A 26,541-nucleotide genomic window follows, 5' to 3' on the forward strand; every position below is an offset into this window, starting at 1 on the left:
TATGTTTATTTATTACGCTTCTTCTGGTTGCAGAGCCTCGAAAATTTCAGCTAACTGCTCAACGTCACGATCATTTAATCCATCTGACTCCACTGCGTCTTCTACAAACAAAGCAAACTCAGCGAACCATTCAAGATCATTTAAATCCCCTTGTGGAATTAAATCCACCATAGGGATCAAATAACCTACTAAAAATAATTTCTCTTCTTCAACTTGTTGCTCCATGCCCAACAGTTGTTCTTTGATCGTTTCCGCTATCGACATTGATAAGCCCTTCTCGAATTAAGTTACGCGCCTGATGGGCTGCGGTCGCTATAGTTTTAGCGTATTTCGCAATGGCATCAAGCATAATGTGTGGCTCATTATAGTATTGATTAATGATCTTCACTAGAGCAGAACCGGTAATTACGCCATCAACACCAGCTTCAGCGGCTTGATAAACATGTTCAGCTGTTGATATGCCAAAACCTTGTACTAATGGAGCACTATTAAAGGTTCTTAGTTTTTCCAAAAAATCGGTTTTAGCCTGATTGGCACTCACCTCTGTTCCGGTAATACCTTTACGGCTTAAGACATAAGTATAACCTTGTGAATGCTTGGCCACTTGAGCCAGTGTCTCATCGGTTGCATCCGGCGGTGCAATAAAAACCGTATCGATATTATGAGCAGCTGCCTGCTCGGCAAACAATGAAGCTTCTTGAACAGGACAATCTGCCACTAAAACTGAGTCAACCCCTGCTTCTTTCGCCATTGCGTAATAGTGGGAAATACCTTGGGCAAAAACTAAATTGGCATAAGTTAAAATTCCAATAGGGATATCCGGATATTGCATTCTAACTTTCTGAATTAATATAAAGCCATCTTTCAAACTAAAGCCATTGTCTAAAGGACGCAAGCTGGCTTCTTGAATCACAGGACCATCAGCAACCGGATCGGAAAAAGCAAAACCCAACTCTAAAGCATCCGCCCCACTTTCTATTAGTTTTTCAATAATTTGGAAAGAATGATCAAAAGTCGGATCGCCAAGCAATACAAATGGAATATAGGCTAATGCATTATTAGCTTTTTTAGTTTCAAACATCTTTTGATAACGCATTAGTTACTACCTCTTTGCGCAAGCTCATCCATAACCATGGTTAAATCCTTATCGCCACGACCAGACAAGTTCAGCAGAATATTCATTGGCTCAGTAGCTTCCTCGGCAAGCTTTTTCACATAGGCAAGCGCATGGGAAGATTCCAATGCAGGAATAATACCTTCGGTTCGTGAAAGCTCTTGGAAAGCCTCTAAAGCTTCATCATCACTAATGCCGACGTATTGAGCACGTCCTGTTTTCATTAAATGCACATGCTCGGGACCTACTGCAGGATAATCTAAGCCCGCAGATACAGAATGAGACTCCACTATCTGCCCTTCTTTAGTTTGCAAGGTTTGAGTTCGAGCACCATGGATAATGCCTTCAGTACCTTTAATCAAAGTTGCGCCATGCTCTTTTGAATCTAAACCTTTTCCTGCTGGTTCAACACCAATTAACTGCACATTTTTTTCTTTGATAAAATCCGCAAAAATACCAATCGCATTAGAGCCGCCGCCAACACAAGCTACAACGGCATCGGGCAACTGACCAATTTGCTCGAGCATTTGCTGCTTTGCTTCTTCACCGATAATTTTTTGATAAGTCTTTACCATCTTCGGAAATGGGTGTGGACCCGCAGCGGTTCCCAATAGGTAATGAGTAGAATCGTACGAAGCTGCCCAATCTCTTAAAGCCTCATTAATCGCATCCTTTAAGCTACCGCTACCGTTATCAACAGCGATAACATTTGCCCCCATTAATTTCATTCGAAAAACATTAGGCGCTTGCCGGTCAATATCTTTACTGCCCATATAAATAGTGGCTTCTAAGCCTAACAAAGCGCATGCCAAAGCCGTTGCTACTCCATGCTGGCCGGCACCAGTCTCAGCGATAATTCGGTTTTTACCCATACGCTTTGCTAGTAAAGCCTGCGCTAAAACTTGGTTAGTTTTATGCGCGCCACCATGCAATAAATCTTCTCGCTTTAAAAAAACGCGGACACCATTTTGTTTCGCGAAACTAGAGCACTCCGTTAGCGGTGTTGGACGGCCAGCATAATCATTTAATAACCCAGTCAATTCGGACTGAAATTCATGATCGGTTAAAGAGCTTTCAAATGCTTCTTCAAGCTGCTGCAAAGCCGGCATTAAAATTTGCGGCACAAATTGACCGCCATATTGCCCTATATAGGCACCTTGAAACTCATATTGACTTTCTACTGCTGTTGTCATCTTGAAAAACCTTTTACTTTACAATTTTTAAATAAGTTATCGAGCTTGTTTGGACACTTAATTCCTGCTACCGACTCACTACCACTACAAATATCTAGCTTGCTAAAACCCAGAGATTTAAGCTGTGCTACATTATCTGCATCCAAACCACCAGCTATTCTAAACATGGCTTTATTTATCTGTATTTCCTCGCTTTCTAACAGTCGCCAATCAAAGGCCTCGCCTGTTCCACCTTGCTGTTCTTTAACTTGTGTATCTAATAATATTTCTGAAAGATTTTTATAATTTAAATTGGGCAAAACACCATCAACATGAACCACTTTAGATATAAAAAAATCACCGCCCAACTCCTGTCTTAGCTCATCGATTAACACTTGAGACTCATCACCATGCAACTGCACACCATTTAATCGATACTCAGAGATTTTATGTAAGATAAAATCCTTAGTTTGATTTTGAAAAACACCAATCAATGGCTTCTTTTTAGCTGATAGAAGCTGCTCGACTTTGCGCTTAGACTTATCAGCAAAAATCACGCCAATACTTGAAGTTGCTAACTTATCAACCAAAGACAGATCTTGCTGATTGGTTAGTCCGCAGATTTTGATATCTCCATAAACCAACTCAGCACAAGCCATTTCAAGATTCTCTTTGGACATCAATGAAGAACCAACTAAACAAGAGTCCGCATATTGCGATAACTCCAAAACGTCTTGGTGAGAATTGATACCTGACTCAGTCACAATCACTCTATCTTTAGGAATTGAATCAAATAACTGCTTGGTATTGTCTAAACTTGTCGATAAATCTTTTAAATCTCTATTGTTAATTCCGATTATTTCAGCGCCTAAATCTATTGCTCTTTGCAATTCTGCTTTATCATGAACTTCCGTTAAAATATCTAACTGATATTTCTTTGCTTCTTCAGCGCAAACTCTATATTCCTCATCAGTCAAAACTGAAAGCATTAATAAAATAGCATCCGCGCCATAATATCTTGCTTGCCTTATTTGCTTAGGCTCTAAAATGAAGTCTTTACACAGAACTGGTTTATCCGTATTTTTTGCTACGTATTCGAGGTTCTTATAGCTCCCTTGAAAGAAACGTTCTTCAGTTAATACTGATATCGCATCTGCATATTGATTGTAGATAGGAACTATTTCGGTCAAATCAAAACCGTCTCTAATAAGTCCTTTTGATGGAGATGCTTTTTTGCATTCCATAATAAAACCAAATTGTGGTTTTGATAGTGCTTGCATTAAACTTCTTGTACTTTTTTCAGTAGGCACTACATCTTGAGAATTGGTTACCAATTGTCTTTTATAATTAACTATAGAGGCTAAGACATTAGACATTTGATTCCTCCTTAATGAGCTCTAAATGCTCTTTTACCTTGCCCGATAGCATAGTCTTTTTTGCTAGTAAAACCCCTTCTTTTAAAGACTCAGCTTTATCATTTAAAAAAAGCAATGCGCCTGTATTGGCTGCAATCATATCAGTATGAGCTTCAGTACCCTTGCCTGCTATGACTTCTAACGCTGCTGTTAAATTATCTTCAATAGAAGCCACTTTTAAATCATCTATAGAGTATTTTTGTAAGCCAAGCGCCTCTGGAGATATCTTCATTTCAGTAATATTGCCATGATTTAGCATGACAGCGTAAGTATCGGCATGTAACGCAATTTCATCTAATCCTGCGCCATGAACAATCAAAGCTTTTTTAGTGCCAAGAATATTTAATATTTCTGCAAAAGGTTTGCAGTACTTTTTATCATAAACGCCAAGAAGCTGGACTTCAGGCTCAGCCGGGTTTGCCAAAGGACCAATTAAATTAAAGATTGTCCTAGTTTTTAATGACTGTCTTATAGGCATCACATGCTTCACGCCATGATGGTAATCAGGGGCAAATAAAAAACAAAAATTAGTTTTATCCAGCAGTTCTTTACTGGCCGCTGGAGATAGATGGGTATTAATACCTAGCGCCTCCATCAGATCAGATGAACCGCACTTGGAAGAAACAGAACGATTTCCATGCTTAACGACTTTGACTCCAAGCGTAGCTGCGACAAAAGCTGAAATAGTCGATACATTAATCGTATTAAAGCCATCACCTCCAGTACCACAACAGTCATTAGTCACATAATCGGTTTTCGGAAATTTAACTGCTCGCTTTCTTAAAGCATGCGCGGCGCCTGCAATTTCTTCTACTGACTCTCCTTTAGTCTTCAGGGCTGCCAATAATGCTGCCGCTATTGGCATTTCTACTTGACCTGCTAATAATTCATCAAAAGAATCATTCGCCTGCTCAAAGCTTAAACTTTGCCCTTGATAAATAGTTTCAAGCATTTGCAACATGAGAAATTTCTCCATTGGTTTTATGATTCTTTATAACTGCTTTAAAGTTATCGAAAATATTCGAGCCTTTTAAAGTCATAATGCTTTCTGGATGGAATTGCAGTCCAAATATTGGGTAATCTTTATGCTCTATGGCCATAACTTCTCCTACCTCAGAAGTAGCCGTGACAGTTAATTCTTTGGGTATATTTTTTGCAATTAAGGAATGATATCTTGCTACAGAAATATTATTGCCCAAGCCTGAAAATAAAGCCGAGTCTAACAAATCAATCAGTGAACTTTTCCCATGAATGGTTTTTTTAGCATGAGTAATGCTTGCATCCATAGCTTGCGCAATGACCTGATGGCCTAGACAGATTCCAAGTATTGGTTTTTTGTCATAAAAATCTTTTACTAACTGTAGGCAGTGCCCTGCATTTTCTGGGTTAGATGGGCCTGGGGAAATAATGATTGCATCATGTTTTAAAACCAGCGATCGCATTTGTGAATAATCAATATCATTGCGACAAACTTTCACTTCAATATCTTGCGCATTTAATTCGTATCGAAGGTTATAAATAAACGAATCATAATTATCGATTAATAAAACTTTCATGCCGCCACCTCAGAATCGCAAGTAACACTCAAGCAGGCACTAAGCACAGCCTTTGCTTTATTATCAGTTTCTTGCGCTTCATCACTAGGTATAGAATCGAAAACGACCCCAGCGCCAGCAGTAACGGTCGCCACATTATTTTTAACGAGGGCTGAACGAATAATGATAGCGCTATCAAATTCATCATTAGCATTGAGCACTGCAACTGCCCCACCATAAAAACCACGACTTTTTTGTTCATAATCGCGGATGATTTCCATTGCCTTAATTTTCGGAGCGCCGGTTAAGGTTCCCATATTGCTGCATGCTTTATAGGCATCCAGAGAATCGATCTCTTCTTTTAGAACACCTTTCACCTCTGACACGAGATGCATCACATGCGAATATTTAACAATCTTTTTTAACTGAGTTATTTTGCGTGAGCCATTGCGAATAATTCGCGCTAAGTCATTACGAGCCAAATCTACTAACATCATGTGTTCAGCCGCTTCTTTTCGATCTTCAATTAATTCATATTCAACTTGTGAGTCACGTTCAAAATCTATAACATCATTTTTAAATGCACGTTTTCGAGTTCCCGCAATTGGATATAAGCTTACTTCCTTTTGCGGTGTGACTTTAAGACAACTTTCTGGGCTTGCTCCGAACAACTGTTTATCGCCAAAGTTTAAGAAATACATATAGGGACTTGGATTAGAACTGCGCAGCTTTTCATAAGCAATAATTGGTTTAGGACAATCAAGCTGATAATCACGCGATAAAACCACCTGAAACACATCACCATCAATAATATGCTTTTTTGCCTGTTTAACTTGTTTTTTAAACTCTTCATCCGATAAATTAACGGATACTTTATTTGAAACAGTGATCTTTGGCTCTTGAGCTTCGCAGTGTCCTTCTTGCAGCAGCTCTTCTTGCAGAGACTCTTCTAACTGAGTTATGTTAAGTCCTAATCTAATATCGTTAGTAGCATTTTGACCGAAGCCTTTGACGATAATTTGTGCTGAGTTGTTATCCATTGATTGAATAAGAAGTTGATCAGCCAAATAAAAAATATAGTCCTCGTAAGATTTGTTAATCTTAGGCAAAGCTTCAAACTGATCCACCAGATCAAAACTAAATGCACCTAATAATAGTGAAGATTCATCGTTTTCACGGTTACCTGTTTGGATAGCCGATTGAACTAATTTCAAGACGTCTAAAATACTGGATTGGCCTAATCGCTCATCTTCATCGGTAACAATTGGCAATGGATTTAAAACAAGCTCTAAACACAATTCAGTTTTTTTAACACTAAAATCACTCAGTACGTCTGTATCTAATCGCTGCAAGAAAGCGACACCATTGTCATTAAGAGCAGTTAGCATTACTCGATTGTTCAGCGCCTTAATTTCCACTGCGCTAGATATCGCGATAATGCTTTTTCTATGAGCTTGAGTGCCAGCTTCAGCCGTTTCGAGTAGCGCGGTATGCTCTTTTAGTCCCTTATCACAGAGTCTTTTATACACTTCTAAAGGACTTAAGGATAAACTGATTTTTTTAACCAAAGTATTAACTTGCATTACAACCTCAAACTGCTGCTGACAAAGGTTTAAAAGTACGGCCGCTTGCTTCAATGAATGGTTTAAGCTGTTGTAGTAACTCAGAAAAATCCGTTGGCGACAATGCTTGAGCAGCGTCTGAAACCGACTCTACAGGTCTTCTGTGGCACTCAATAATAAGGCCATCAGCACCACAAGCCACTCCAGCCTTAGCCATTGGTGAAACTAAGTTTCTAACTCCAGTACCGTGCGAAGGATCAACGATGACTGGTAAATGACTTTTTTCTTTAATATAAGCTACCGCATTTAAATCTAAAGTATTTCTAGTCGCTGTTTCAAAAGTGCGAATACCTCTCTCGCAAATCATTACGTTAGGGTTGCCAGTAGCAACAATGTATTCCGCCGCTAATAAAAGTTCTTCGATAGTCGCAGATAAACCGCGTTTTAATAGAATTGGTTTTTGTGTTTCACCAACTGCTTTTAGCAAAGAATAGTTTTGCATATTTCGTGCGCCAATCTGGATGGCTGAAATATGATTGGCAACATCATCTAAATCTTTAATATCCATCAATTCAGTAATGGTATCTAAGCCTGTTTCTTTACCTACCTGCTCCATGATTTTCAAACCGTCAACACCTAAACCTTGGAATGAATAAGGGCTAGTTCTAGGCTTAAAAGCGCCGCCACGTAAAACCGTAGCACCAGCAGATTTCACGTATTGCGCGGTCTCTAATAACTGCTCTTCGCTTTCAATAGCGCATGGTCCGCCCATTAAGGCGAACTGCTGAGAGCCCACAGGGGTATTTCCTAACTGAATAACCGTATCTTGTGGATAAATTTCTCGACTAACCAGTTTATACTTACTTAAAACAGGTTTTACTTTCTCAACTTGAGGATATTTCTCCAAATTAAGCGCATCCAAGATTCGCTCATCACCTAAAGCGCCTAAGACCGTTCTTTCGACCCCAGGCATGTGTAGGGGCTGTAGGCCGGCAGTTTCAATTTCATGCAATACTTCCTTAGCTTGGGCATCGGTTGTATTGGCTTTTAATATAATAATCATAGTGTTTTCCTGACTGTAAATTTTAAATAATGTTTCAAATAGGCATAAAAAAACCCGCATTCTTTTCGATATGCGGGCTTTGGAATGGATAGTTTTATTAAATAAAAAACTCCCGAACAAAAGCCCGCGTTAGCCATAGCCACCAGCAATGCATTAAGTTGTGAGTTGTTAGTTGTTTCATAAAATTTTTTATAAAATTAGTTCAAAAAAAAAGCCCGCTTTATGCGGGCTTTATAATCTTTTCTGTTAAACACATTTTCTGTAAACATAAAGTTGCCCGCTACCTACGTAACGTGCCACCAAGAAATATTTGCGTTTAATCTTTTCATTCCGCTAATCTAAAGTAATAGATATTTAGGGTCAAGCTTTTAATTCAATTTATTTTACTTTTATCTTAAAGCTCTTCAATATCACGCCTGAGGTATTTAATTTTTACCTTTGGCAAACTTTTCGACTTGCGCTTCGGTCTTGATCCGATGACTGCCCTGCTTATCTAAAAGACGCTCAATACCGGAAGTTAAAGACCAGATCTCCACTTTAGCTGCTTGATCATGCCATTCAGCTACTGTCAGGCCTTGAGCGAAAGAGTCTAAATAGGCCACTCGATTACCTAATTTTACTGGTAAGGCATCAATTTTCAATAACTCTTTAGCTTCATTAACAACCGCTTCTGCTGAGTTGGTTCTTACTCTATAACGATTCCAACAAAGGCGTGTCTCTAGATGTGTGTTCGCCTTTTTCGCTTCTTTCACAATCTCGGCTAAGTGTTTGGTTGACCAGACTTCCACTTGCGAAGGACTTAAAGGAATTAACGCTAAATCAGATAACATCAATACCGCGCGAGTAATATTAGTAATTCTGGGGTGACCATCAATTAAAATATAATCGTAATCATCAAGGTTATCTCTCACTAATTTTTGTAACTGAGTTAGGTTTTTTGCTGTTTTTACCTGCATATTCTCAATTACATACTTCTCATTACGAATTTGATACCAAGTTTCTAGCGAACTTTGCGGATAGTCGGTATCAATCATTAAAACATTAGAGCGATCGGATAAGGTTGACGCTATATTTACACACAGAGTTGTTTTCCCTGCGCCACCTTTCATTTGTACAAAACTCAAAACTTTCGCACGCATTACTTATCCCCTCTTTCTTGTTTATTGATAGGTCATAATTATTCTACATCGGAAATGTAGATTGGCAAGTATCGCCAGGGATTTTTACGCTAAATAATTGATAGTTAAAGAAAAGCCCCAGAAATGGGGCTTTAAAAAATATTGTATACAATTTAACAAGTCGAACCTGACTCAGGCCAGCAAGTTTTACCATTCCAACCTTTATTGCCAGCTTGGTCAATAGAAATAGCACCGTCTGAAGCTGGCTGAGAACCCGTTGGGCTTGCCGTAATGGTATATGTTGAAGCTGTTACATTACTGATTGCTACAGTGTAATAAGCCGAGCCTCCATCAGCTGGTACTTGAGTAGAAAATAAGGCATTACTAGCACCAGTATAACTAAAGTTGTTATTTGCTTTAAAGCGCTCAACCGCTTGTGAGGCAGCTAATACTGCCCCCATAGCATCAGCACGCTTAGAGCGAATCACCTGATTCTGATACGAGGGTATAGCGATAGCTGCTAAAATAGCAACTGCCGCCACCACTATCATAAGCTCAATTAAACTAAATCCTTTCGAGTTCTTATTAATTGATTTAATGCTCATTATTTCTTCTCTCTCCATTTAACGGTTCTAACGCCACCTTTGTAGAAGTCACAATCATCACCTGTACATACTGTCTGAGTACCAACCAGTGTAGCAATTGAGGTGTCTTCTGGGAAGAGGATCGTCACACCTGGAGCAATACCTACATAGTTAACATTTGTATATCTATCTGTAGGATCTGCTAACAATCCTGTTTCAAAGGCTCTTACAGATGGAGCTCCTTCTAACAGACTAACACCGTACAAGCGGTTCACAGTAGAGCTCACACCGCAGTTTGCACCCTGCGCCGGAATAAAGGTTGTAAAGAAGATGTTAAAATCAATGGTGGTGCTGTTCGCTAACACTTTCTCACCAGAAGCTAGCTCTATATACCAACCCACATCACCAGCGGCGATAATATCATCTAACTCGTAAAAACTCGTTTCACCATTAGCATCAGTAGTACCCGTAGTAACATCAAATAATTTATTCGGTGTAATAGGATCATTATCATTCGCCGCTTGGTCTCCAGTTATCTCGCGATCAAAGAAAGCGTAGAATTTATCCACTGAGGTATTATTTTTAGGATCACTTCTATGGCCAGTACCAATGGCTACTGTGGCAAAACTTACTCCTTTATAGTCCGCAAACACCACATCCGGTTTAGAATAGAAACGATAAGAACCATCTGAGTCAGCACCCACATCTGCTAATAAATCAACTGTAGAGGTAGTAGTGGTTAAGTCTGCACGGTATATTTTACCACCTACATCCGCAGCATAAATACTATCAACCACTTCATCATTATTCAGGTCAATAAAAGTTAAATTAGAAGCAATGCTATTGCTAATCACACCCGTTCCAATAAGCGTCGTTGCAGAAATGCTAGCAGGAACACTGGCGGTACTTTCGTAGAAAGGTAAGCTATAAATGGCGTTGCCTTTAATACCTGCACCAGGATTTATTGCATTAGTGGTATCATCATAATAAGTATCAAAACCACCAGGGAATACAAGGCGTTTTTCATACTTATTAGTATTGTTAGCCGGTAATTGTACAATAACGGGCAATGACCATGACTGAGCCAGATTCGTAATAGTTGCTCTATTCTCAGTATCGCCTGCCTTGTTATACCCCAGTTGCCCAGTAGTTAAATCAAATTGATCAGATACCGTATATAACATTTGTGGAGGGTTAGTTTCACTACTGACATCCATCGCATAGATATTATTACCGCCTCTTCTCATACCAAAGTACAAGTGGTGCTTTTGATTACCTCCGCTGTCAACAAAGCTGTGTATGTGCATTTGTCCATCTAAACCGTATTGGCGCTCGACATTAGTAGGATCTAACGATTGATCTGATCTCCAAGTTTCTACTTTATTCAATAATTGACGAGGGAAGAAAGACCAAAGTTCATCACCTGTTGCTGTGTCTATTGCATGTAAATAACCTTCATTAGTACTGATAAAAGCAACAGTTTTGTTGGTATATTCTAAAATTTGTGGACGTGAATGCAGAGCATCACCAAAACGATTAGTACTACCGTTTACGCGATCTCTTATCCAGTCAAAATTTTCTTGAGCTATATCTTTTGTTAATAAGCTATTTCCAAACAAGGTTTTGAGAACGTTTAAGTTTGTATCATTTACATAAGTCTTAGTAAAAGTTTCTGTTAACTGATTAAGACTGTTCGAGTTTAAGTTACTATAGACTTTAGGAGTTGTGCCAACAGAAATCTTTGGCATGGCACCACCTAAAGCAATCTCATTACCATCGGCCACAATAGGGTTATTAGGATCTGTGTAGTCCTTGACGAACCAGTGGCTTTCAGCAGTATCTAAGAAAGTACCATTATTTACATCAACTGCCACAACGCCGTTAGCATCTACTATATTACCTTCTTTTAAGCTGTACTTTTTTAAGTTACCAGACCAGGTTTCTTTACCTTCTGGTTTAAACATCGCCATATATAAATCATTACTATGCTTCAAACGATTGCTTTGGCTTAAGGGAACACTTGGAGCTACAAAAGAAGTACTGTCCTGAGTCGACAATAAAATATTCTTGAATACTTGTGCTAACTCTTTTGCATCAGTTGGTTTGAAGAACAATTTCTCGCCATTTAATGTTGATGCTGTATTTTCTAGAAATGTCTCAGCAACGGTATCATTCAAAGCAAAAGCTACTGTAGATGTATTAATGGTTGAGCCAGGAAAATTACTTTTAACGTCGTTAACAAAATAGTGAGCCGATAAATCTTCCGTACATTCTTTACCGTAATTTGTAGCGTTCGCACCACCAGAGTCACTGTCATCACAAGTACCAATGATTTTTTCCACACTACTATGGGTATTACTGTCAAAGGCTGTCGGTGTACCATCCGTCAACAACACAATCGAGTTATTAAAGCCACAAGCACCATCTAAAATTGGAGACGGCACAGCTGAGCCATTTTGAGTATAAGAGCCGCCTAAGTATTGAGTTGCTCTATAATAACCCTCTGCTGTTGGAGTTGATGCAACGGGCCACATCTCAAAAATTGAATTAACTAGAGTATCACGATGAGTTTCCCCGCCCGTGACTTTGCTTAGTGGTCTAATTTGCTCAATTAAATCAACATTTGGATTTCTAGTGTAATAATCGCTACCCGTTGCATAAGTCATCATACCAATTTGGTCAATATCTCGAGTCACGGTTGTATCGGCTAGAAAGTCGTAGATAGCTTCTTTTAATTGCGTAATACGGTTGTCTTTATAATACCAACGGTATCTTTCATCTTTGTTTAACCGACCTAAATTCTGCTTCTCATCAATATACCCAGGGAAGACGTTCCAAGGAACCCAATCTAGCCAGTAATCTACGCCATCATCTTCGTACCAGAATACTTGAAGGTGTGGATATCTCGCTTTTGGATTTACCGACGGATCTGGTAGTAAAGCAACAGCGTCATCGAAGGTAAAGTTATTCTTGGTTACCGTCCACTCTTTGACAATAAGCTCATCTTCAGAAGCAACAACATCACCATCTCCATCGACATGAATACCGTCACCATTAACAGCGAAGTACTCTCGTCCGTTGGGATAAAAAGCCATGGAACCTGATAAATCAAGAACCAACATCATATTCGCTGTTTTAGCTTCACCAAAGAAAATCTCAATGTCTTCAGACATTGCAGGAGAAGCTACCATTGCGGATATAGCACCCGAAATAGCGACTAACTTTAATTTTTTAAATAAATTACTAAACATTTTAAATTCTCCTGTTTCTATTAAGAACAAGCTGAAATCAATAGTGACCATTGATCAATTTGGCTGGCTGTTTCATCGGCATCAAGGGCTGCATCGCCATCTTTATCTAACCAACCTTCACCATCATGTTCAAAGACATTACAGCCGATAGTATTATCCGAAAACAAACCCGATGAATTACCAGTACACTTCTGGGCTTTCAAACACTCTTTGTATTCGGTTTTGGTTTGCGCAAGTAAAATGCCACCTGACTTATCGATTGAGGTAGGCGTTGTACAATTCATTGTGACTTTACCTTTCTCGTCTAAACACGTATCTAAAGTCGCATTAGGACTAAGCGTTACGGCTTGAGCCAAAATGGTTTGGTCGTAACGATAACTTTCAATAGTGGCATTATTGGCAGACTGTGCGCTATGAAAAGTTACACTTTTCTCTTGAACATTTGCTGACTGCTTTTCAGATAAGATTCCTGAGCGCATAATCGCAAGCCCAACTACCGTCAATGCTGCCAATAAAAGCAAACTCGTTAATAAAGAAAAGCCGGATTTTTTTGTTGACAATATCATAATTAAATTCCGAAATTCGAAGTAAATGGTTTATTTAAGACAACTACTGTTGACTCATATTTCAACCTGACCCTTTTATCATTAGAAGTAACTGTCTTATCTAAAAGCTCTATCGTTCTAGATGTATCATTGCTAGAAGTATTGATATCTGAACTAACAATCATGCCAAATCTGACGCTGTGAACTCTTGATCTATCGGTAATATTTGACGCTGTAACATATTCAATTCCACTGGATGTCACTTGGCCATACAGTACTTGAAAGTTTTCCACGTTAGAAATAATAGGCTGGTTGTTGCAAACTAACTCTTTGCTACCATTCACACTGTAGGTGTTAGTAATAATAGAACCTCCTGCAACAGCAGTACCATTACAGTCAGCAGAGTCAACTCCAGTTGTGGAGCAACCATTATCAAGATCAGAGTTGTCGCATGACTCATATTGTAAGCTAATAGAGTCAGATCCGGCGCCACCATCTAAGGTAGTAATGGTAGCAGGGAAAGGACTAGACAATGTATACGCTGATGAATTGTTATTTGCCCAACCAGCTTTGGCTATATCGTCTTTTAATAAACCAAGCGCCAACTGTACATCTGATTTAGCATTTAACAATCCTTGACTGGTTCTGTTGGTTTGAGTGCTGGAAAGATACACTGTAGCTGCTGCTGCGATTAACAACAATCCTAGAAGGCCACCGACCATCAACTCAACTAAAGTAAAACCTTGTTGGCTTTTTATATTAGGTAATGATTTTGCATCCGTTATTTTCATATTAAGGCACCAACTCCACAATTACACAAGAAAACCCTTTATCCACACCTGTCGCCGCCACTTGAGCAGCATTAGCTCCTAGCTGGGTTTGGCAGCGAGTATTCTCAATTTCCACTTCACCTTTTCTTAAATCTTGTTCCCAAGCGACGTAAACCGCCATTTTCGAGCCCGGGCTACAATTATCTGAGTCGTCTGCACCCGCATCTCGATCAAAACAAGTAGCACCAATTGTCGCGCTTTTCATACCAGAGTTATCTAAAGCTAAACAGACTTGATCAATATCGGACAATGCTAGTTCACGAGCTGTACAAGAGCCGGAGCATTGATTTGATGCTGTATAAGGCGTGGCTCCAGCCTGACACCATTGATAGTAAGAACCTGACGTACCGTTATTAGTATAAGGATTAGCTAATTCGACTGTATTACCGTCAGCGTCAGTACCTGAAACAGACTCAGGTTCAGTAGCAAAATACTCTCGATTTGCTCGAATCTTACTGGTCGCATCCTCAATAATGGCCACAGCTTGCGAGCGTGAATAACTTTCTTGGGTCGTGGTTAAAGTTTTAATCTGAATAGCCGCAATTCCCAACATCCCGATAGACAAAATCAAAATGGTAATAAGGACTTCCAGCAGAGTTAAACCCTGAACTTTATAATTCATCATGAGCAAGTTGCCTCAGTAATTCTAATTGAACCCGATGGGGCAACATCAACTTTCTTGCCTTTCTTATTAGTCCGACAAAAAGTAACGCCATTAGTACCCCAATGATTAGTACGGCTTTGCCCTGCTGAGTTAAAAACAACAGTCCCCGTGGCAGATGAAGAATCAACGCTGATGCTTTTTCCCACTTCATTTTGCTGATAAATTTTGATAGCAGGTGTTGCTGTTTCATAAACTTCCCAGCCCCCAGACCAGCCAGAGCCTGAATTAGCGAGTGTAACACTGGTATTACGCTTTATAGCCTCAGAGCGGGCAATTGAAAGACTAGAATACAAATCATTGGCAGAAGCCGTTAATCGATTTGAATCCACAAATTGAGATAAGCCGGGCACTGCAAAAGCAGCAACTACAGCAATTATAGCCGTTACTATCATTAGTTCTGGCAAGGTAAAAGCTTTACTTTTTGAATTTAAACTCATTTGCTTAACATCCATCCTAAAATTTTTGGTTTTAGCTAAGTTTTATCACCAATGCTTAAGCCACTGCAAAGCTAAAACATCTTTATTTTGCTAGGATGTTTATACCGTAAGTGATTGTAAATAACAGTGAAATTTGGATGAAAGGTATTAATTAGATGATAAACGGCAAAAAAGTATGTTGAAACCATGAATACACAATAAACTCAATGCATTACCTGACTTAATGACCGTTGTTTCTAGCGTAATTCTGCGGGTAAGACAAAAACGATGTTTTCTTCAACGCCATTGGACTCCTGAGTAGTTTTTCCACCATTTTTTTCAAGAAACTCTATCACTTCTTTTACTAGAACTTCTGGCGCAGAGGCTCCTGCAGTCACTCCAATCGTAGAGATACCTTCTAGCCACTCTTTTTGTATCTCTGTTGCATTGTTGATCAAGTAAGATTTACGGCCTTTATGGACAGCTAACTCTTGTAATCTTGAGGAATTCGATGAATTTTTGGCACCAACTACTAAAATTAGCTCACACTCTTTAGCCAGTTGCTTTACCGCATCTTGACGGTTTTGAGTGGCATAACATATATCATCCTTTTTGGGGCCTTTAATACTTGGAAACCTTAGCCTTAATGCTTCAACGATTCTTTGGGTGTCATCCACTGACAAGGTGGTCTGCGAAACATAATAAAGCTCGCTTTCATTATTCACACGCAATTGATGAACATCTGCAATATCTTCAATCAGATAAATGCCCGCGTCAGTATTATCATACTGGCCCATAGTTCCTTCTACTTCTGGGTGCCCTTTGTGCCCAATCAAGACACACTCTTCACCGCGACGGCTATGACGTGCAACTTCCATATGCACTTTAGTCACTAATGGACAAGTAGCATCAAAAACTTTTAAATTTCTTTCTTTAGCATCTTTGCGAACCTGCTGTGAAACGCCATGTGCACTAAATATCAGGGTTGAGTCGCGCGGTACATCGTTTAAATCTTCGATAAAAACGGCACCTTTATCGCGCAAGCCATCGACCACAAATTTGTTATGCACCACTTCATGCTTTACATAAATAGGCGCACCAAAGATCTCTATAGCACGATTAACGATTTCTATTGCTCGGTCAACGCCAGCACAAAAGCCACGTGGGTTGGCTAAAATAATTTCCATTGATGTTATCTCTAACTTTTCAAATAAGTTCTAAATGATTATTTAACTTCTAAAATCTCTACTTCCAAAATGATCTCTTGGCCCGCTAAAGGATGATTAAAATCAACTTTTACTGAGTGACCTTGAGTTCCGCATATCATACCAGGAATGGAGCCTCCGCCCATTTGTTCAAATGCGACAATGGCGCCCTCTTCTAGCTTTAGATCTGCTGGAAACTGATCAATATCCATAAAGTGTATATTATCTGGATTTTCTGGACCAAAAATATCGCTGCCTGCTAATTCAAACTTTTTAGTTTCACCCTGCTGCATGCCAATCAAATGCAACTCTAATGAATTGGTTAGACTACCATCACCCAAAACAAACCATACAGGTTTGCCGTCAACTCGAGTAGAGTCTGCTGCTGAACCATCTTTTAATAATACATTAAAATGAACTAATGCCTTTGAGTCAGTTTTAATCTGCATTTATCGATCTTCTTTTACTATTAATTTCTTAACCATTGATGAGTCGCTTTTTAATTTTTAGTTTCAGGGTTCTTAATTGAATCTATTATCAAGAGACCAACGCCAAACAAAATAACGCTATCGGCAATATTAAACGTTGGCCAATGCTTTTCTACACCATCCCAAATAATATACCAATCGATAAAATCAATGACCTTACCGTCATTAAAGATTCGATCATAAATGTTACCGAAGGCGCCGCCTAAAATTAATGACAAACCTATGTTAACAAGCTTATTTTGTTTTGGTGTTTGCCACATCCAAAAAATTAAGGCGATAACAATAATAATAGGCAAAACAATTAGCATAAAAGTCCAGCCTTCAAATGAGCTGAACGCTGCACCTTCATTGTAAGCCAGTTTAAAATTAAAATAAGGCATGACTTCGATAACTGGCCCATAAAAAGCAGGCGCCAACTCTTTATCTGCCCATTGCTTTGTCCAATAATCAGCTACAAAAGCAATCACCGTTAACCAGAGCCAAACAAAACCTGACTCTTTAATCGGTAGTAACTTTATTTTGCTTTTAATACTATCTATAAAGCTCATTAAGCGAACTTCCTTACTTCGCCATCGCCTACTACATTTTCAACGCAGCGATTACAAATAGTTGGATGTTCGGTATGAGATCCAACATCTTCACGCGACACTTCCTCACGATAGTGCCAACAACGCTCGCACTTTTCATTATCCGACTTTTCAATAACTAAGCTTAGCCCTTCTAAATCAGTAACTTCGCCTTCTCTCGACTGCTGCAATTTTGCTTGAGAAGTGATGGTTACAAATCGAATTTCATCTTCAAGTTTAGAAAGCACTTTAAACAACTCATCGTTAACACACAGCGTAACTTCTGCTTCTAATGAACCGCCAATAACACCATCTTTCCTTTTAGCCTCTAAAGCTTTATTCACTTCAGTTTTAACCGCAGCAATAGTTACCCAGTCTTGCTGCGAAAGGGCTAGTTTTTCAGCAGCAAACAAACCTTGATACCATTCAGCCACGAATACATTCGCTTCGCGTTCACCATCATTAGCTGCAGGAATATGCGGCCAAATTTCATTAGCAGTAAAACTTAAAATGGGCGCCATCCAACGCACTAGAGCTTCTACGATATGATACATAGCGGTTTGACAAGAGCGCTGTGCTAATGAACCATTTTTAGCAGTATATTGGCGATCTTTAATGATATCTAAATAGAAAGACCCCATATCAATCGAACAGAAATGTTGGATTTTTTGCGCTACAATCCAGAAGTTATAATTGTCATACGCTTCCACAATGTCTTGTTGCGCTTTAAGCGCCTTATCAACAGCCCAACGATCCAAAGCAACCATGTCTTCTTTGGCAACTAAATCAGTTTTAGGGTTAAAACCCTCTAAATTGGATAATAAGAATCGCGAAGTGTTTCGGATACGACGGTAGCTATCGCCGGTTCTTTTAATGATTTCGTCTGAAACTGCCATTTCTCCACGGTAATCCGCAGAAGAAACCCACAGGCGTAAAACGTCCGCGCCGAATTTATTAATCACATCTTTAGGTGCTATAACATTACCTAGAGACTTTGACATTTTTTTGCCGTCTTTATCGACCACAAAGCCGTGCGTTAAACAATGCTTATAAGGTGCCTCTTCATAAATTCCAACAGAAGTAAGCAGCGACGACTGGAACCAACCACGGTGTTGATCAGAACCTTCTAAATATAAATCAGCAGGACGATTTAAATAATCACGCGCCGCTAACACACAATAATGAGTGACCCCTGAGTCAAACCAAACATCTAAGGTATCATCAATTTTTTCGTATTTATCAGCATCAACTAATTCAGCAGCATCTAAATCGTACCAAGCTTGAATACCACTTTCTTCAATTTTTTCTGCCACCTTTTCCATCAGCCCAGCTGAATCAGGATGCGGCAAGCCTGTTTGTTTATCAGTAAATAAACACAGCGGAACGCCCCAAGTTCTTTGACGAGAAATACACCAATCCGGACGCGACTCCATCATAGATTCGATACGTGCTTCACCCCACTCAGGTACCCACTTAACCTTTTTAATTTCTTGCATGGCAGTAGATTGCAAAGCATTTTGCTCCATTGAGATAAACCACTGCGGTGTAGCACGAAATATCAGTGGGGTTTTAGTGCGCCAGCAATGAGGATAAGAATGGTGGAATTTATCCTGATGCAACAAGCGCTCTTTTTCGATTAACAAATCAATAACAGGCTGGTCGACTTTATAAACATGCTGACCTTCAAAAATTGGAGTTTCGTCATTAAAAACACCATTGGCCATCACGTAATTTAAAACACCTAAACCATATTTTTTACCTACAACAAAATCGTCAGGACCATGATCGGGAGCTGTGTGTACCAAACCAGTACCGGCATCTGTGGTGACATGCTCACCACAAATCACTGGCAAAGTCTTATCGTAAAAAGGATGTTGCACTTGCAAATTTTCCAGCGCAGAACCTTGGCAAGAGCCAACTACTTGATACTCTTCAATGCCAGCTTCTTGCATAACACTTGCAACTAAAGCTTCTGCTAAAACGAAACACTCATCGCCGGCTTTAACTAACTGGTACTCTAACTCTTTATGCACCGTTACCGCCTGGCTTGATGGTAAAGTCCAAGGAGTTGTCGTCCAGATAACGACCGAAGCTTCACCCGTTAATTCCGGATTACCGAACGCAGTTAAGAAGTGTTCTTTATCCGCTAGAGGATAACGCACATAAATGGAGAAGGATGTTTTGTCTTGATATTCAACCTCAGCTTCTGCTAATGATGAACCGCCAACCACACTCCAATACACTGGCTTAGCATCTTTTTTCAGGTGATTATTTTTAACTAAACGAGATAAGGCACGAACAATGTTTGCTTCAAAGCCGAAATCCATAGTCAGGTAAGGATTATCCCACTCACCTAAAACGCCCAAACGAATAAAGTCTTCTCGCTGCGCATCCACTTGTTTTTGCGCATATTGACGACATTTCTCGCGAAATTCGGCATGAGAAACTTTAACGCCTGCTTTGCCTACTTTCTTTTCAACATTGTTTTCAATCGGTAAGCCATGACAATCCCAACCCGGAACATAAGGTGAATCAAAACCGCTTAGAGTTTTGCTTTTTACCACCATGTCTTTAAGAATTTTATTTACTGAGTGGCCAATATGAATATTACCATTGGCATATGGAGGGCCGTCATGCAAAACAAATTGCTCGCGCCCTGCACGCGCTTTACGAATTTGTTGATACAAATCGTTTTTTGCCCATTGCGCAAGCATTTTTGGTTCGCGTTGCGGTAAATTACCTCGCATTTCAAATTGCGTTTTCGGTAAATTCAAAGTGTCTTTATAATCACTCATTAGTATTCTCAGTATTTACTTTTCAGTATTGATTTTTAAAATAATGTTTAGCTGTTTGAATATCTTTTTCGATCTGCTCTTTAAGCAAATCTAAGGTTGCAAACTTTTGTTCATCCCGAATCTTCTTTAGCGGTTGAACTGTTAATTTTTTACCATAAATCGACTCGGCAAAGTCCAACAGGTGTATCTCTAACCTTTCTCGATAATCACCCAAGGTTGGTTTAACACCAACATTGGCAACGCCTTTCAAACTTTCATTACTGTTAGTATTAGCGTCAACAATGGTAACTCGAACTGCATAAACACCTTTTAGTGGGCTTTGCAGCCTTTTTAAATTTATATTGGCAGTAGCAAAGCCTAGCTTTCTGCCCTGCTTTTGACCATGGGCAACTTTACCGGCTATTTGATAGCTTCGACCAAGTAATGCCTCGGCAATATCAAAATTGCCGCGGGCAATTTCTTGTCGTACTTTGCTACTACTGATACGAACTTTCCCTGTCAATTCACCATTAAGGGGAAAAGTCACCGACTGATTCGCTTCAACCACAAAGTTATAGCTTTTTAATAGTTCAAAATCGCCTTTTCGTTGATGTCCAAATCTAAAGTCATCACCAATAAATAAATGCTTAACCTTTAGTCTTTCGACTAATACTCTGCGTACAAAGTCTTCCGCAGAAAGGTTGGCCAACTCCTCGGCAAAGCGCAAACATAAAACAAAATCGACGCCCAACTCTTTTAAAGCTTCAATTTTATCGGTTAATTTAAATAACCTTGCTGGCGCTTCAGTTGGACAAAAAAATTCTTGTGCATGAGGCTCAAAGAGCACCACCACACTTGGCAAGTTCAAATCATTAGCTTTAGCCGTTAAACGCTTAATAATGGCTTGATGCCCTAAATGCACTCCATCAAAATTGCCAATAGTTCCCACACAACCCTTAGTAAAGAGTTGTTCGGGGCAATTATAAAGTCCGCGTAATAGGCGCATTCAATAGATTTAAAGCAAGGTCAAAGCGGGCAATTATAGCCATAAATGACGCAAGAATTAACCTTTTAATCATAAGAATCAGCTTAAGATGGCAAACTTATCTTCATTATGCCATTATCTTGCCTAAAGCTTTTTATTTTCCTATATAAATTAAAGACTTAAACATGACAGCAAAAGCTAATCCGCAAACTGAAAAATCGGCCAGAGTGCTGCTCAAGATAGAGCAGCAAATTGCTTGGGTGCAGTTAAATCGAGCCAATAAAAGAAATGCCTTGGATCTAGCTATGTTCGAGGCGATCCGAGATTGCCAAAAACTAATAGCCAAAGACCAGTCTATTCGAGCAGTCATAGTAGCCGGTAATGGCGAAGACTTTTGCTCAGGCTTGGATATTAAAGCGGTCATGAGCAATAAATGGAACGCGATTAAATTGCTATGGAAATGGCTACCAGGTAATGCCAACTTAGCGCAAAAAGTTTCTGTGGGTTGGCGCCGGCTTAAAGTTCCGGTAATAGTCGCGATCCATGGGCGTTGCTGGGGTGGTGGTATGCAAATAGCATTAGGGGCAGATTTTAGAATTGCCAGTCCCTCCTCTTCCTTATCCATTATGGAAACCAAATGGGGATTAATACCGGATATGGCTGGAAATCTAGCGCTACGAGACTGCATGAGCAAAGATCAAGCCATGAAGCTAAGCATGACCGCTGAAGAAATAAGCTCGCAACAGGCGCTAGAACTCAATTTAATCACTGAAATATCCGAACAACCAGTTGCAGCGGCTAAACAATTAGCAGAACAAATCAAACAACAATCTCCTGATGCCATCAAGGCGATTAAGAAACTATTTCATAAACGCTGGCAAGATTTTGACCGTTATATTCTGGCCAGTGAAACCTTGTCTCAGTGGCGAATCCTATTGGGCAAAAACCAAACTATTGCCGTTAAGCGTCAGTCCGGTAAAAACATCGAATATAAATAATTTGGACGCACAACCGTAACGAACTACCAGAGCAAACAATATGAAAAAAATACTATTAGCCGTCATCTCAGTTGGCCTTCTAGCCGCCTGCGAAACTCAAATGAAATCTAAAAAACATAACCCTAAGGATTTAAAAACAGCACGAGAAGAAACTAGAACAAAAGCTGATACTGCGATGCAAGACGCCTATTTTCAGAGCCTTATCCTGCAGTGTGGCAAAACCTTTGTTGGTAAAACGGTATTCCCGGATGATCCGAATCATGATTTTGCAGGAAAGACCTTAGTTGCTCACTTGCAGTCATGCACAGACAAAGAAATACGTATTCCTTTTCAAGTAGGCGAAGATAAGTCTAGAACCTGGATTGTTACAAAAACCGAACAAGGCTTATTATTGAAGCATGATCATCGACACAAAGATGGTACTCCAGACGAAATCACTATGTACGGTGGTTACGCAGGAAGCTACAAAGGCTCTAAGGGAGCTCCTTTCAAGCAACACTTTTTAGCCGATAAATATACCGCCAAACTAATTCCAGCAGCCAGTAGCAATGTTTGGACCATTAGTTTAGACCCAGAAAAGATGCAACTCACCTATGACTTAGAAAGACACCAAAAACCTAGGTATAAGGCCATATTAAATGTGCAAACTAGTAATGACTGAGTTTAAAATGTTTAGGACGAATCCCCATTAGGCTCAAGAGTACACAATAGGAAACAATAGTTGCACTAATAGTTGCTATAATCATACCAATAGCTTCTATCCGACTCCAAGCTTGCCATTGTTCGATACTAAAGTCGAAATACCATAATCCGACTAGTAAGAGTCCACTAGCAATAACTAATTTTAAAATCCAAAGCGCAGTTGATTTCGAAATTTTTAACTGATCATGCTTATGTAAATAACGGTACAATAATATGGCATTAATAAAGGCTGAAATACTGGTAGCAATGGCTAAACCTACATGACCAAAAGGTTTAAATAAAGCCAGGTTTAAAACAATGTTACTGACCACGGCAATGATACCTATCTTCACTGGCGTTTTAGGATCTTGGCGAGAATAAAAGCCTGTCAAGAAGACTTTAACCATCATAAAAGCAATTAAACCTAGCGAATAGGCTTGTAAACTTTGGCCAGCTTTGAATGAGTCATGTGCGTCAAAAGCACCATGTTGAAATACGCTGATCATAATCGGTTCTGCAAGCCACAATAAGCCCATAGCCGCAGGGATCCCAATCATTAATACCATGCGCAACCCCCAATCTAAGGTGCCAGAAAAATGTTGCATATCATTCTTTGCAAAATACTTAGACAAGGTTGGCAGCAATACCGTCGCAATCGCGATGCCGAAAATGCCTAAAGGAAATTCCAACATACGATCCGAATAATACAACCAAGAAATACTGCCCTCTTCTAAGAAGGAAGCAATTTGCGAGTCAATCAGTAAATTAATTTGGCTGACCGATGCGCCAAAAATAACGGGTAGCATTAATTTGAAAATTCTCTGGACAGAGGAATCTTTCCAAGCCCAGCGAGGCTTTGGCAAATAACCAGCTTTCCATAAGAAAGGAAAAAACAATAACAGCTGCAATATGCCGGCAATAAAAATACCCCAAGCTAAAGCAACATTGGCGTGTTCCATATGCGGAGCAACAAATAACGCCATACCAATAATGGATAAATTCAGTAGCACTGGCGCAAAAGCTGGCAGCGCAAATTTATTCAAGGTATTCATCACAGCGCTGTACATGGCCACCAGCGAAATAAAGAAGATATAAGGAAAGGTAATTCTTAATAGTTCCGACGCGCGAAAGAATTTTTCTGGATCAGTATGATAAAAACCATAACCAAAAATTCCCATTAACAATTGAGGGACTATAACCCCAACCATGGTAATTAAAAATAAGAAACCACCTAGAGTTCCTGACACTTTACTGAGTAATAAAACCGTTTCTTCTTTAGTGCGCTTTTCATGATATTCAGAAAAAACTGGCACAAAGGCGGTGGCGAAAGCGCCCTCACCAAATAAACGACGCAAGAAGTTCGGAATTTTTTGGGCCAACAAGAATATATCGGCACGCCCTTCTGCACCAAGCAAATTGGCTAAAACAATATCTCTTGCCAAACCCAAGAATCGAGACATCATGGTCCAAAAGCTAACGATAGTGCTTGATTTGAGTAAATTTGCCATTCTGGCTTCTCTTTGGGCTTAGTAAGCTCTGATTATGACGGCTTAATATTTATATTTATTGAAGGCAAGTTTAAGGCAAAATGGAGCGCCTCACCAGCCAATCCAATCAATTGCCAGACAATTGCCATAATTTTCTTTAAATCCGCCAGAAAACTGCTAAATCGGAGCGATTTTTCTTGAAAATAAAAGGAATAACCGGTATATTTCGCGACCTTGAATTTATGTATTTTTTCGTGAAACCCTTTTAGGAGAAACACCTTGGCTAACATCAAATCTGCCAAAAAGCGTGCAAAGCAAGCTGAAAACCGTCGTCAACACAACGCTAGCCGTCGTTCTATGTTACGTAGCTACTTAAAGAAAGTAGTTTATGCCATTGAAGCTGGTGATAAGAAAGCTGCTCAATCTGCATATGAGCGTGCTGTACCAATGATTGACGTAGCTGCAAACAAAGGCTTAATTCACAAGAATAAAGCTGCACGTCATAAGAGCCGTTTAAACGCGCGTATTCAAGCGCTATAATCTAGTTTTTCTATCTAAAACAGATTAGAAGCAAAAAGAATATAAAAAGCCGCACTGGGTTCCAGTTGCGGCTTTTTGCGTTAAGTTGAATTTGCTCGCTAGGTTTTATTATTTATCAGTGATAAGGTGACTCTAAATTTAGAGCCCGCTTATACTGCAAAAATTATTGTGAAAAAACTCCTTAACTACTTCAAATTAATCACTTTTTCAGTTTTAGTTTTAATAGGCATTCAAGCACCTGGTTTCGTTTCCGATTACGGTAAAAATTTAGATGCTCGTCTAGCTGAATCTAAACTCTCCATCACTCCTTTCCAAAATACAGCCGATAAGCACTTTAATGGCAATATAGATAAACTCATCAATCATTACAATAATAATGGCGATCAAGTGTTAATCGAGGGTGGTGAATCAATTAGCCAAGTATTAATGCGTCATAAACTATTACAAGAAGCTCATGCCAGTTTTAAAGCCTCTACTTTTGCTAGTTATCAACACACTCTGCTCAACCCTATTGCAGATATTCGTCAGCAGGCTTGGGATAGCTATGATTTCCAGGTTTTATTGAATAAAGAAGCATTACTGTTTGGTTTAATTTTTGCTCTGATAATTATGAGCATTGTTGAAATACTGATGAGTCTTTTGGGGTTACTAAAAAGAAGAAATAGCCGAAGTTCATTAGTTTAATAGCTCTAATAAGGTTTGCAACTCGGTTTGCTGCTCTGCATTCAATTGGCTAACCTTGTTCACGATTCTTTCAATCCTTTTAGTTCTAGTTTGCTCCATCAAAACAATACTTTTACGAGTCGCAGAAACAAAAACCACTCTCTGATCCGCGCGCGACTTAGCTTTAATCACATAACCTTCTTTTTCTAGACTTTTCACGGTACGAGTAATAGCTGGTGCACTAACCTGCTCCATTGATGCGAGTTCATTCACCGTTTTCGAGCCGGTATAAACTAGAATAGAAAGAATCGACAATCGCTCAGGCGTTAATCCTGAAGTTAGATCATTTTTGCGAGCATCACGCAATATATGAATACTGAGGCTGTGTAGTTGATTGGCCAGCTGATTTTCTAGCGTATCAGACATCCCTTCTGGCAGATTTAAGTTTGACATTGGTTAAGTTTTGAGGAATTATTTAACAGAGGTTAAATATATCTTATCTTAACAGGACAGAAAAGCAATGATTACTGGGATTCAGCAAATACATGTACAAGTAGAAGACATTAACCGGGCAATTGATTTCTATCAAAATACTTTAGGCATGCCGTTAATGATGTCCTTTCCCGAACAAAATATGGCTTTCTTTGATTGTGCGGGTACACGACTTTATTTAGGAAAAAATCCTGAATATGAATCAAAAGCATTTATTTATTATCAAACTTCAAATATCGATAAAGCTTATCTACAACTTATAGATAAACAGGTTTCTATTATAAAAGAACCTATGATAATCCATAAAGCTGATGACTCTGAAAGCTGGTTATGTGCCTTCAAGGACTCAGAAGGAAACACATTGCATTTAGTGCAAGATAAAAGAATTTAGGG

Annotated in this window: 27 protein-coding genes; 5 read left to right on the forward strand and 22 right to left on the reverse strand. The window is 39.3% G+C overall.

Annotation, left to right across the window (positions count from 1 at the left end):
• Window positions 1-12 precede the first annotated feature (12 nt).
• The 20 genes from GJS41_RS02870 to ribF form a co-directional block, all read right to left on the reverse strand.
• Window positions 13-264 (reverse strand): hypothetical protein, encoded by a 252-nt coding sequence (locus tag GJS41_RS02870; RefSeq protein ID WP_154245820.1) that lies wholly within the window; start codon window positions 262-264, stop codon window positions 13-15.
• A complete protein-coding gene (gene trpA, locus GJS41_RS02875) occupies window positions 209-1,096 on the reverse strand; it encodes a tryptophan synthase subunit alpha (protein WP_154245821.1) in 888 nt (295 codons plus the stop codon). Before trpA ends, GJS41_RS02870 begins: the two co-directional genes overlap by 56 nt.
• Entirely contained in the window at window positions 1,096-2,307 is a 1,212-nt protein-coding gene (trpB, locus tag GJS41_RS02880) for a tryptophan synthase subunit beta (protein ID WP_154245822.1), read from the reverse strand. The genes trpA and trpB overlap by 1 nt, the downstream gene beginning before the upstream one ends.
• Window positions 2,304-3,662, reverse strand: coding sequence for a bifunctional indole-3-glycerol-phosphate synthase TrpC/phosphoribosylanthranilate isomerase TrpF (trpCF, locus tag GJS41_RS02885; protein ID WP_154245823.1), 1,359 nt, complete (start codon window positions 3,660-3,662; stop codon window positions 2,304-2,306). The genes trpB and trpCF overlap by 4 nt, the downstream gene beginning before the upstream one ends.
• The gene (gene trpD, locus GJS41_RS02890) at window positions 3,655-4,662 is read right to left on the reverse strand and encodes an anthranilate phosphoribosyltransferase (RefSeq protein ID WP_154245824.1); all 1,008 of its coding nucleotides are present in this window, start codon (window positions 4,660-4,662) and stop codon (window positions 3,655-3,657) included. The genes trpCF and trpD overlap by 8 nt, the downstream gene beginning before the upstream one ends.
• Window positions 4,646-5,257, reverse strand: a complete 612-nt coding sequence (locus GJS41_RS02895; protein WP_154245825.1) for an aminodeoxychorismate/anthranilate synthase component II — start codon at window positions 5,255-5,257, stop codon at window positions 4,646-4,648. Before GJS41_RS02895 ends, trpD begins: the two co-directional genes overlap by 17 nt.
• Window positions 5,254-6,819, reverse strand: coding sequence for an anthranilate synthase component 1 (locus GJS41_RS02900; RefSeq protein ID WP_154245826.1), 1,566 nt, complete (start codon window positions 6,817-6,819; stop codon window positions 5,254-5,256). The genes GJS41_RS02895 and GJS41_RS02900 overlap by 4 nt, the downstream gene beginning before the upstream one ends.
• A 7-nt stretch (window positions 6,820-6,826) precedes the next feature.
• Window positions 6,827-7,861, reverse strand: a complete 1,035-nt coding sequence (gene aroF, locus GJS41_RS02905) for a 3-deoxy-7-phosphoheptulonate synthase (protein WP_154245827.1) — start codon at window positions 7,859-7,861, stop codon at window positions 6,827-6,829.
• Window positions 7,862-8,286: 425 nt separating this feature from the next.
• Window positions 8,287-9,000 carry a ParA family protein gene (locus GJS41_RS02910; RefSeq protein WP_154245828.1) on the reverse strand — a complete coding sequence of 238 codons (714 nt, stop codon included), beginning with the start codon at window positions 8,998-9,000 and terminating at the stop codon, window positions 8,287-8,289.
• A 152-nt stretch (window positions 9,001-9,152) separates the two neighbouring features.
• Window positions 9,153-9,584 (reverse strand): type IV pilin protein, encoded by a 432-nt coding sequence (locus GJS41_RS02915; protein WP_154245829.1) that lies wholly within the window; start codon window positions 9,582-9,584, stop codon window positions 9,153-9,155.
• Window positions 9,584-12,814: a pilus assembly protein gene (locus tag GJS41_RS02920; RefSeq protein WP_195758321.1), complete on the reverse strand. Its 3,231-nt coding sequence runs from the start codon at window positions 12,812-12,814 to the stop codon at window positions 9,584-9,586. The genes GJS41_RS02915 and GJS41_RS02920 overlap by 1 nt, the downstream gene beginning before the upstream one ends.
• 20 nt (window positions 12,815-12,834) lie before the next feature.
• Complete coding sequence (locus GJS41_RS02925; protein ID WP_154245831.1) at window positions 12,835-13,380, reverse strand: PilX N-terminal domain-containing pilus assembly protein; 546 nt, start codon at window positions 13,378-13,380, stop codon at window positions 12,835-12,837.
• 2 nt (window positions 13,381-13,382) lie between these two features.
• Window positions 13,383-14,150 (reverse strand): PilW family protein, encoded by a 768-nt coding sequence (locus tag GJS41_RS02930; RefSeq protein ID WP_154245832.1) that lies wholly within the window; start codon window positions 14,148-14,150, stop codon window positions 13,383-13,385.
• Between the two features lies 1 nt (window position 14,151).
• On the reverse strand, window positions 14,152-14,814 hold the full coding sequence (gene pilV / locus GJS41_RS02935; RefSeq protein ID WP_154245833.1) for a type IV pilus modification protein PilV: 663 nt from the start codon (window positions 14,812-14,814) through the stop codon (window positions 14,152-14,154).
• A complete protein-coding gene (locus GJS41_RS02940; RefSeq protein ID WP_195758322.1) occupies window positions 14,811-15,290 on the reverse strand; it encodes a GspH/FimT family pseudopilin in 480 nt (159 codons plus the stop codon). Before GJS41_RS02940 ends, pilV begins: the two co-directional genes overlap by 4 nt.
• 236 nt (window positions 15,291-15,526) lie before the next feature.
• On the reverse strand, window positions 15,527-16,456 hold the full coding sequence (gene ispH / locus GJS41_RS02945; RefSeq protein WP_154245835.1) for a 4-hydroxy-3-methylbut-2-enyl diphosphate reductase: 930 nt from the start codon (window positions 16,454-16,456) through the stop codon (window positions 15,527-15,529).
• A 38-nt stretch (window positions 16,457-16,494) separates the two neighbouring features.
• Complete coding sequence (gene fkpB, locus GJS41_RS02950) at window positions 16,495-16,923, reverse strand: FKBP-type peptidyl-prolyl cis-trans isomerase (protein WP_154245836.1); 429 nt, start codon at window positions 16,921-16,923, stop codon at window positions 16,495-16,497.
• A gap of 50 nt (window positions 16,924-16,973) precedes the next feature.
• Window positions 16,974-17,510 carry a signal peptidase II gene (gene lspA / locus GJS41_RS02955; protein WP_154245837.1) on the reverse strand — a complete coding sequence of 179 codons (537 nt, stop codon included), beginning with the start codon at window positions 17,508-17,510 and terminating at the stop codon, window positions 16,974-16,976.
• Window positions 17,510-20,323: an isoleucine--tRNA ligase gene (gene ileS, locus GJS41_RS02960; RefSeq protein ID WP_154245838.1), complete on the reverse strand. Its 2,814-nt coding sequence runs from the start codon at window positions 20,321-20,323 to the stop codon at window positions 17,510-17,512. Before ileS ends, lspA begins: the two co-directional genes overlap by 1 nt.
• Window positions 20,324-20,345: 22 nt before the next feature.
• The gene (gene ribF / locus GJS41_RS02965) at window positions 20,346-21,308 is read right to left on the reverse strand and encodes a bifunctional riboflavin kinase/FAD synthetase (RefSeq protein WP_154245839.1); all 963 of its coding nucleotides are present in this window, start codon (window positions 21,306-21,308) and stop codon (window positions 20,346-20,348) included.
• A 164-nt stretch (window positions 21,309-21,472) separates the two neighbouring features.
• On the opposite strand from ribF, the gene GJS41_RS02970 reads away from it, so the two are divergent.
• Together GJS41_RS02970 and GJS41_RS02975 are read left to right on the forward strand one after the other, a co-directional pair.
• The gene (locus tag GJS41_RS02970) at window positions 21,473-22,285 is read left to right on the forward strand and encodes a crotonase/enoyl-CoA hydratase family protein (RefSeq protein WP_154245840.1); all 813 of its coding nucleotides are present in this window, start codon (window positions 21,473-21,475) and stop codon (window positions 22,283-22,285) included.
• Window positions 22,286-22,325: 40 nt separating this feature from the next.
• A complete protein-coding gene (locus GJS41_RS02975) occupies window positions 22,326-22,946 on the forward strand; it encodes a hypothetical protein (RefSeq protein ID WP_154245841.1) in 621 nt (206 codons plus the stop codon).
• On the opposite strand, the gene murJ is transcribed toward GJS41_RS02975, so the two are convergent.
• Complete coding sequence (gene murJ / locus GJS41_RS02980; RefSeq protein ID WP_154245842.1) at window positions 22,933-24,474, reverse strand: murein biosynthesis integral membrane protein MurJ; 1,542 nt, start codon at window positions 24,472-24,474, stop codon at window positions 22,933-22,935. The genes GJS41_RS02975 and murJ overlap by 14 nt on opposite strands.
• 258 nt (window positions 24,475-24,732) lie before the next feature.
• Here murJ and rpsT point away from each other — a divergent pair, with 258 nt between their 5' ends.
• Window positions 24,733-24,993, forward strand: a complete 261-nt coding sequence (rpsT, locus tag GJS41_RS02985; RefSeq protein WP_154245843.1) for a 30S ribosomal protein S20 — start codon at window positions 24,733-24,735, stop codon at window positions 24,991-24,993.
• 126 nt (window positions 24,994-25,119) lie between these two features.
• Entirely contained in the window at window positions 25,120-25,677 is a 558-nt protein-coding gene (locus GJS41_RS02990; RefSeq protein ID WP_154245844.1) for a DUF2937 family protein, read from the forward strand.
• Here the strand turns inward: GJS41_RS02990 and GJS41_RS02995 are convergent.
• Window positions 25,669-26,109, reverse strand: coding sequence for a MarR family winged helix-turn-helix transcriptional regulator (locus GJS41_RS02995; protein ID WP_227551236.1), 441 nt, complete (start codon window positions 26,107-26,109; stop codon window positions 25,669-25,671). The genes GJS41_RS02990 and GJS41_RS02995 overlap by 9 nt on opposite strands.
• Window positions 26,110-26,176: 67 nt before the next feature.
• Here GJS41_RS02995 and GJS41_RS03000 point away from each other — a divergent pair, with 67 nt between their 5' ends.
• The gene (locus tag GJS41_RS03000; protein WP_154245845.1) at window positions 26,177-26,539 is read left to right on the forward strand and encodes a VOC family protein; all 363 of its coding nucleotides are present in this window, start codon (window positions 26,177-26,179) and stop codon (window positions 26,537-26,539) included.
• The last annotated feature ends 2 nt before the right edge of the window (window positions 26,540-26,541 follow it).

The organism is Kangiella sp. HZ709 (assembly GCF_009674675.1).
GTDB lineage: Bacteria > Pseudomonadota > Gammaproteobacteria > Enterobacterales > Kangiellaceae > Kangiella.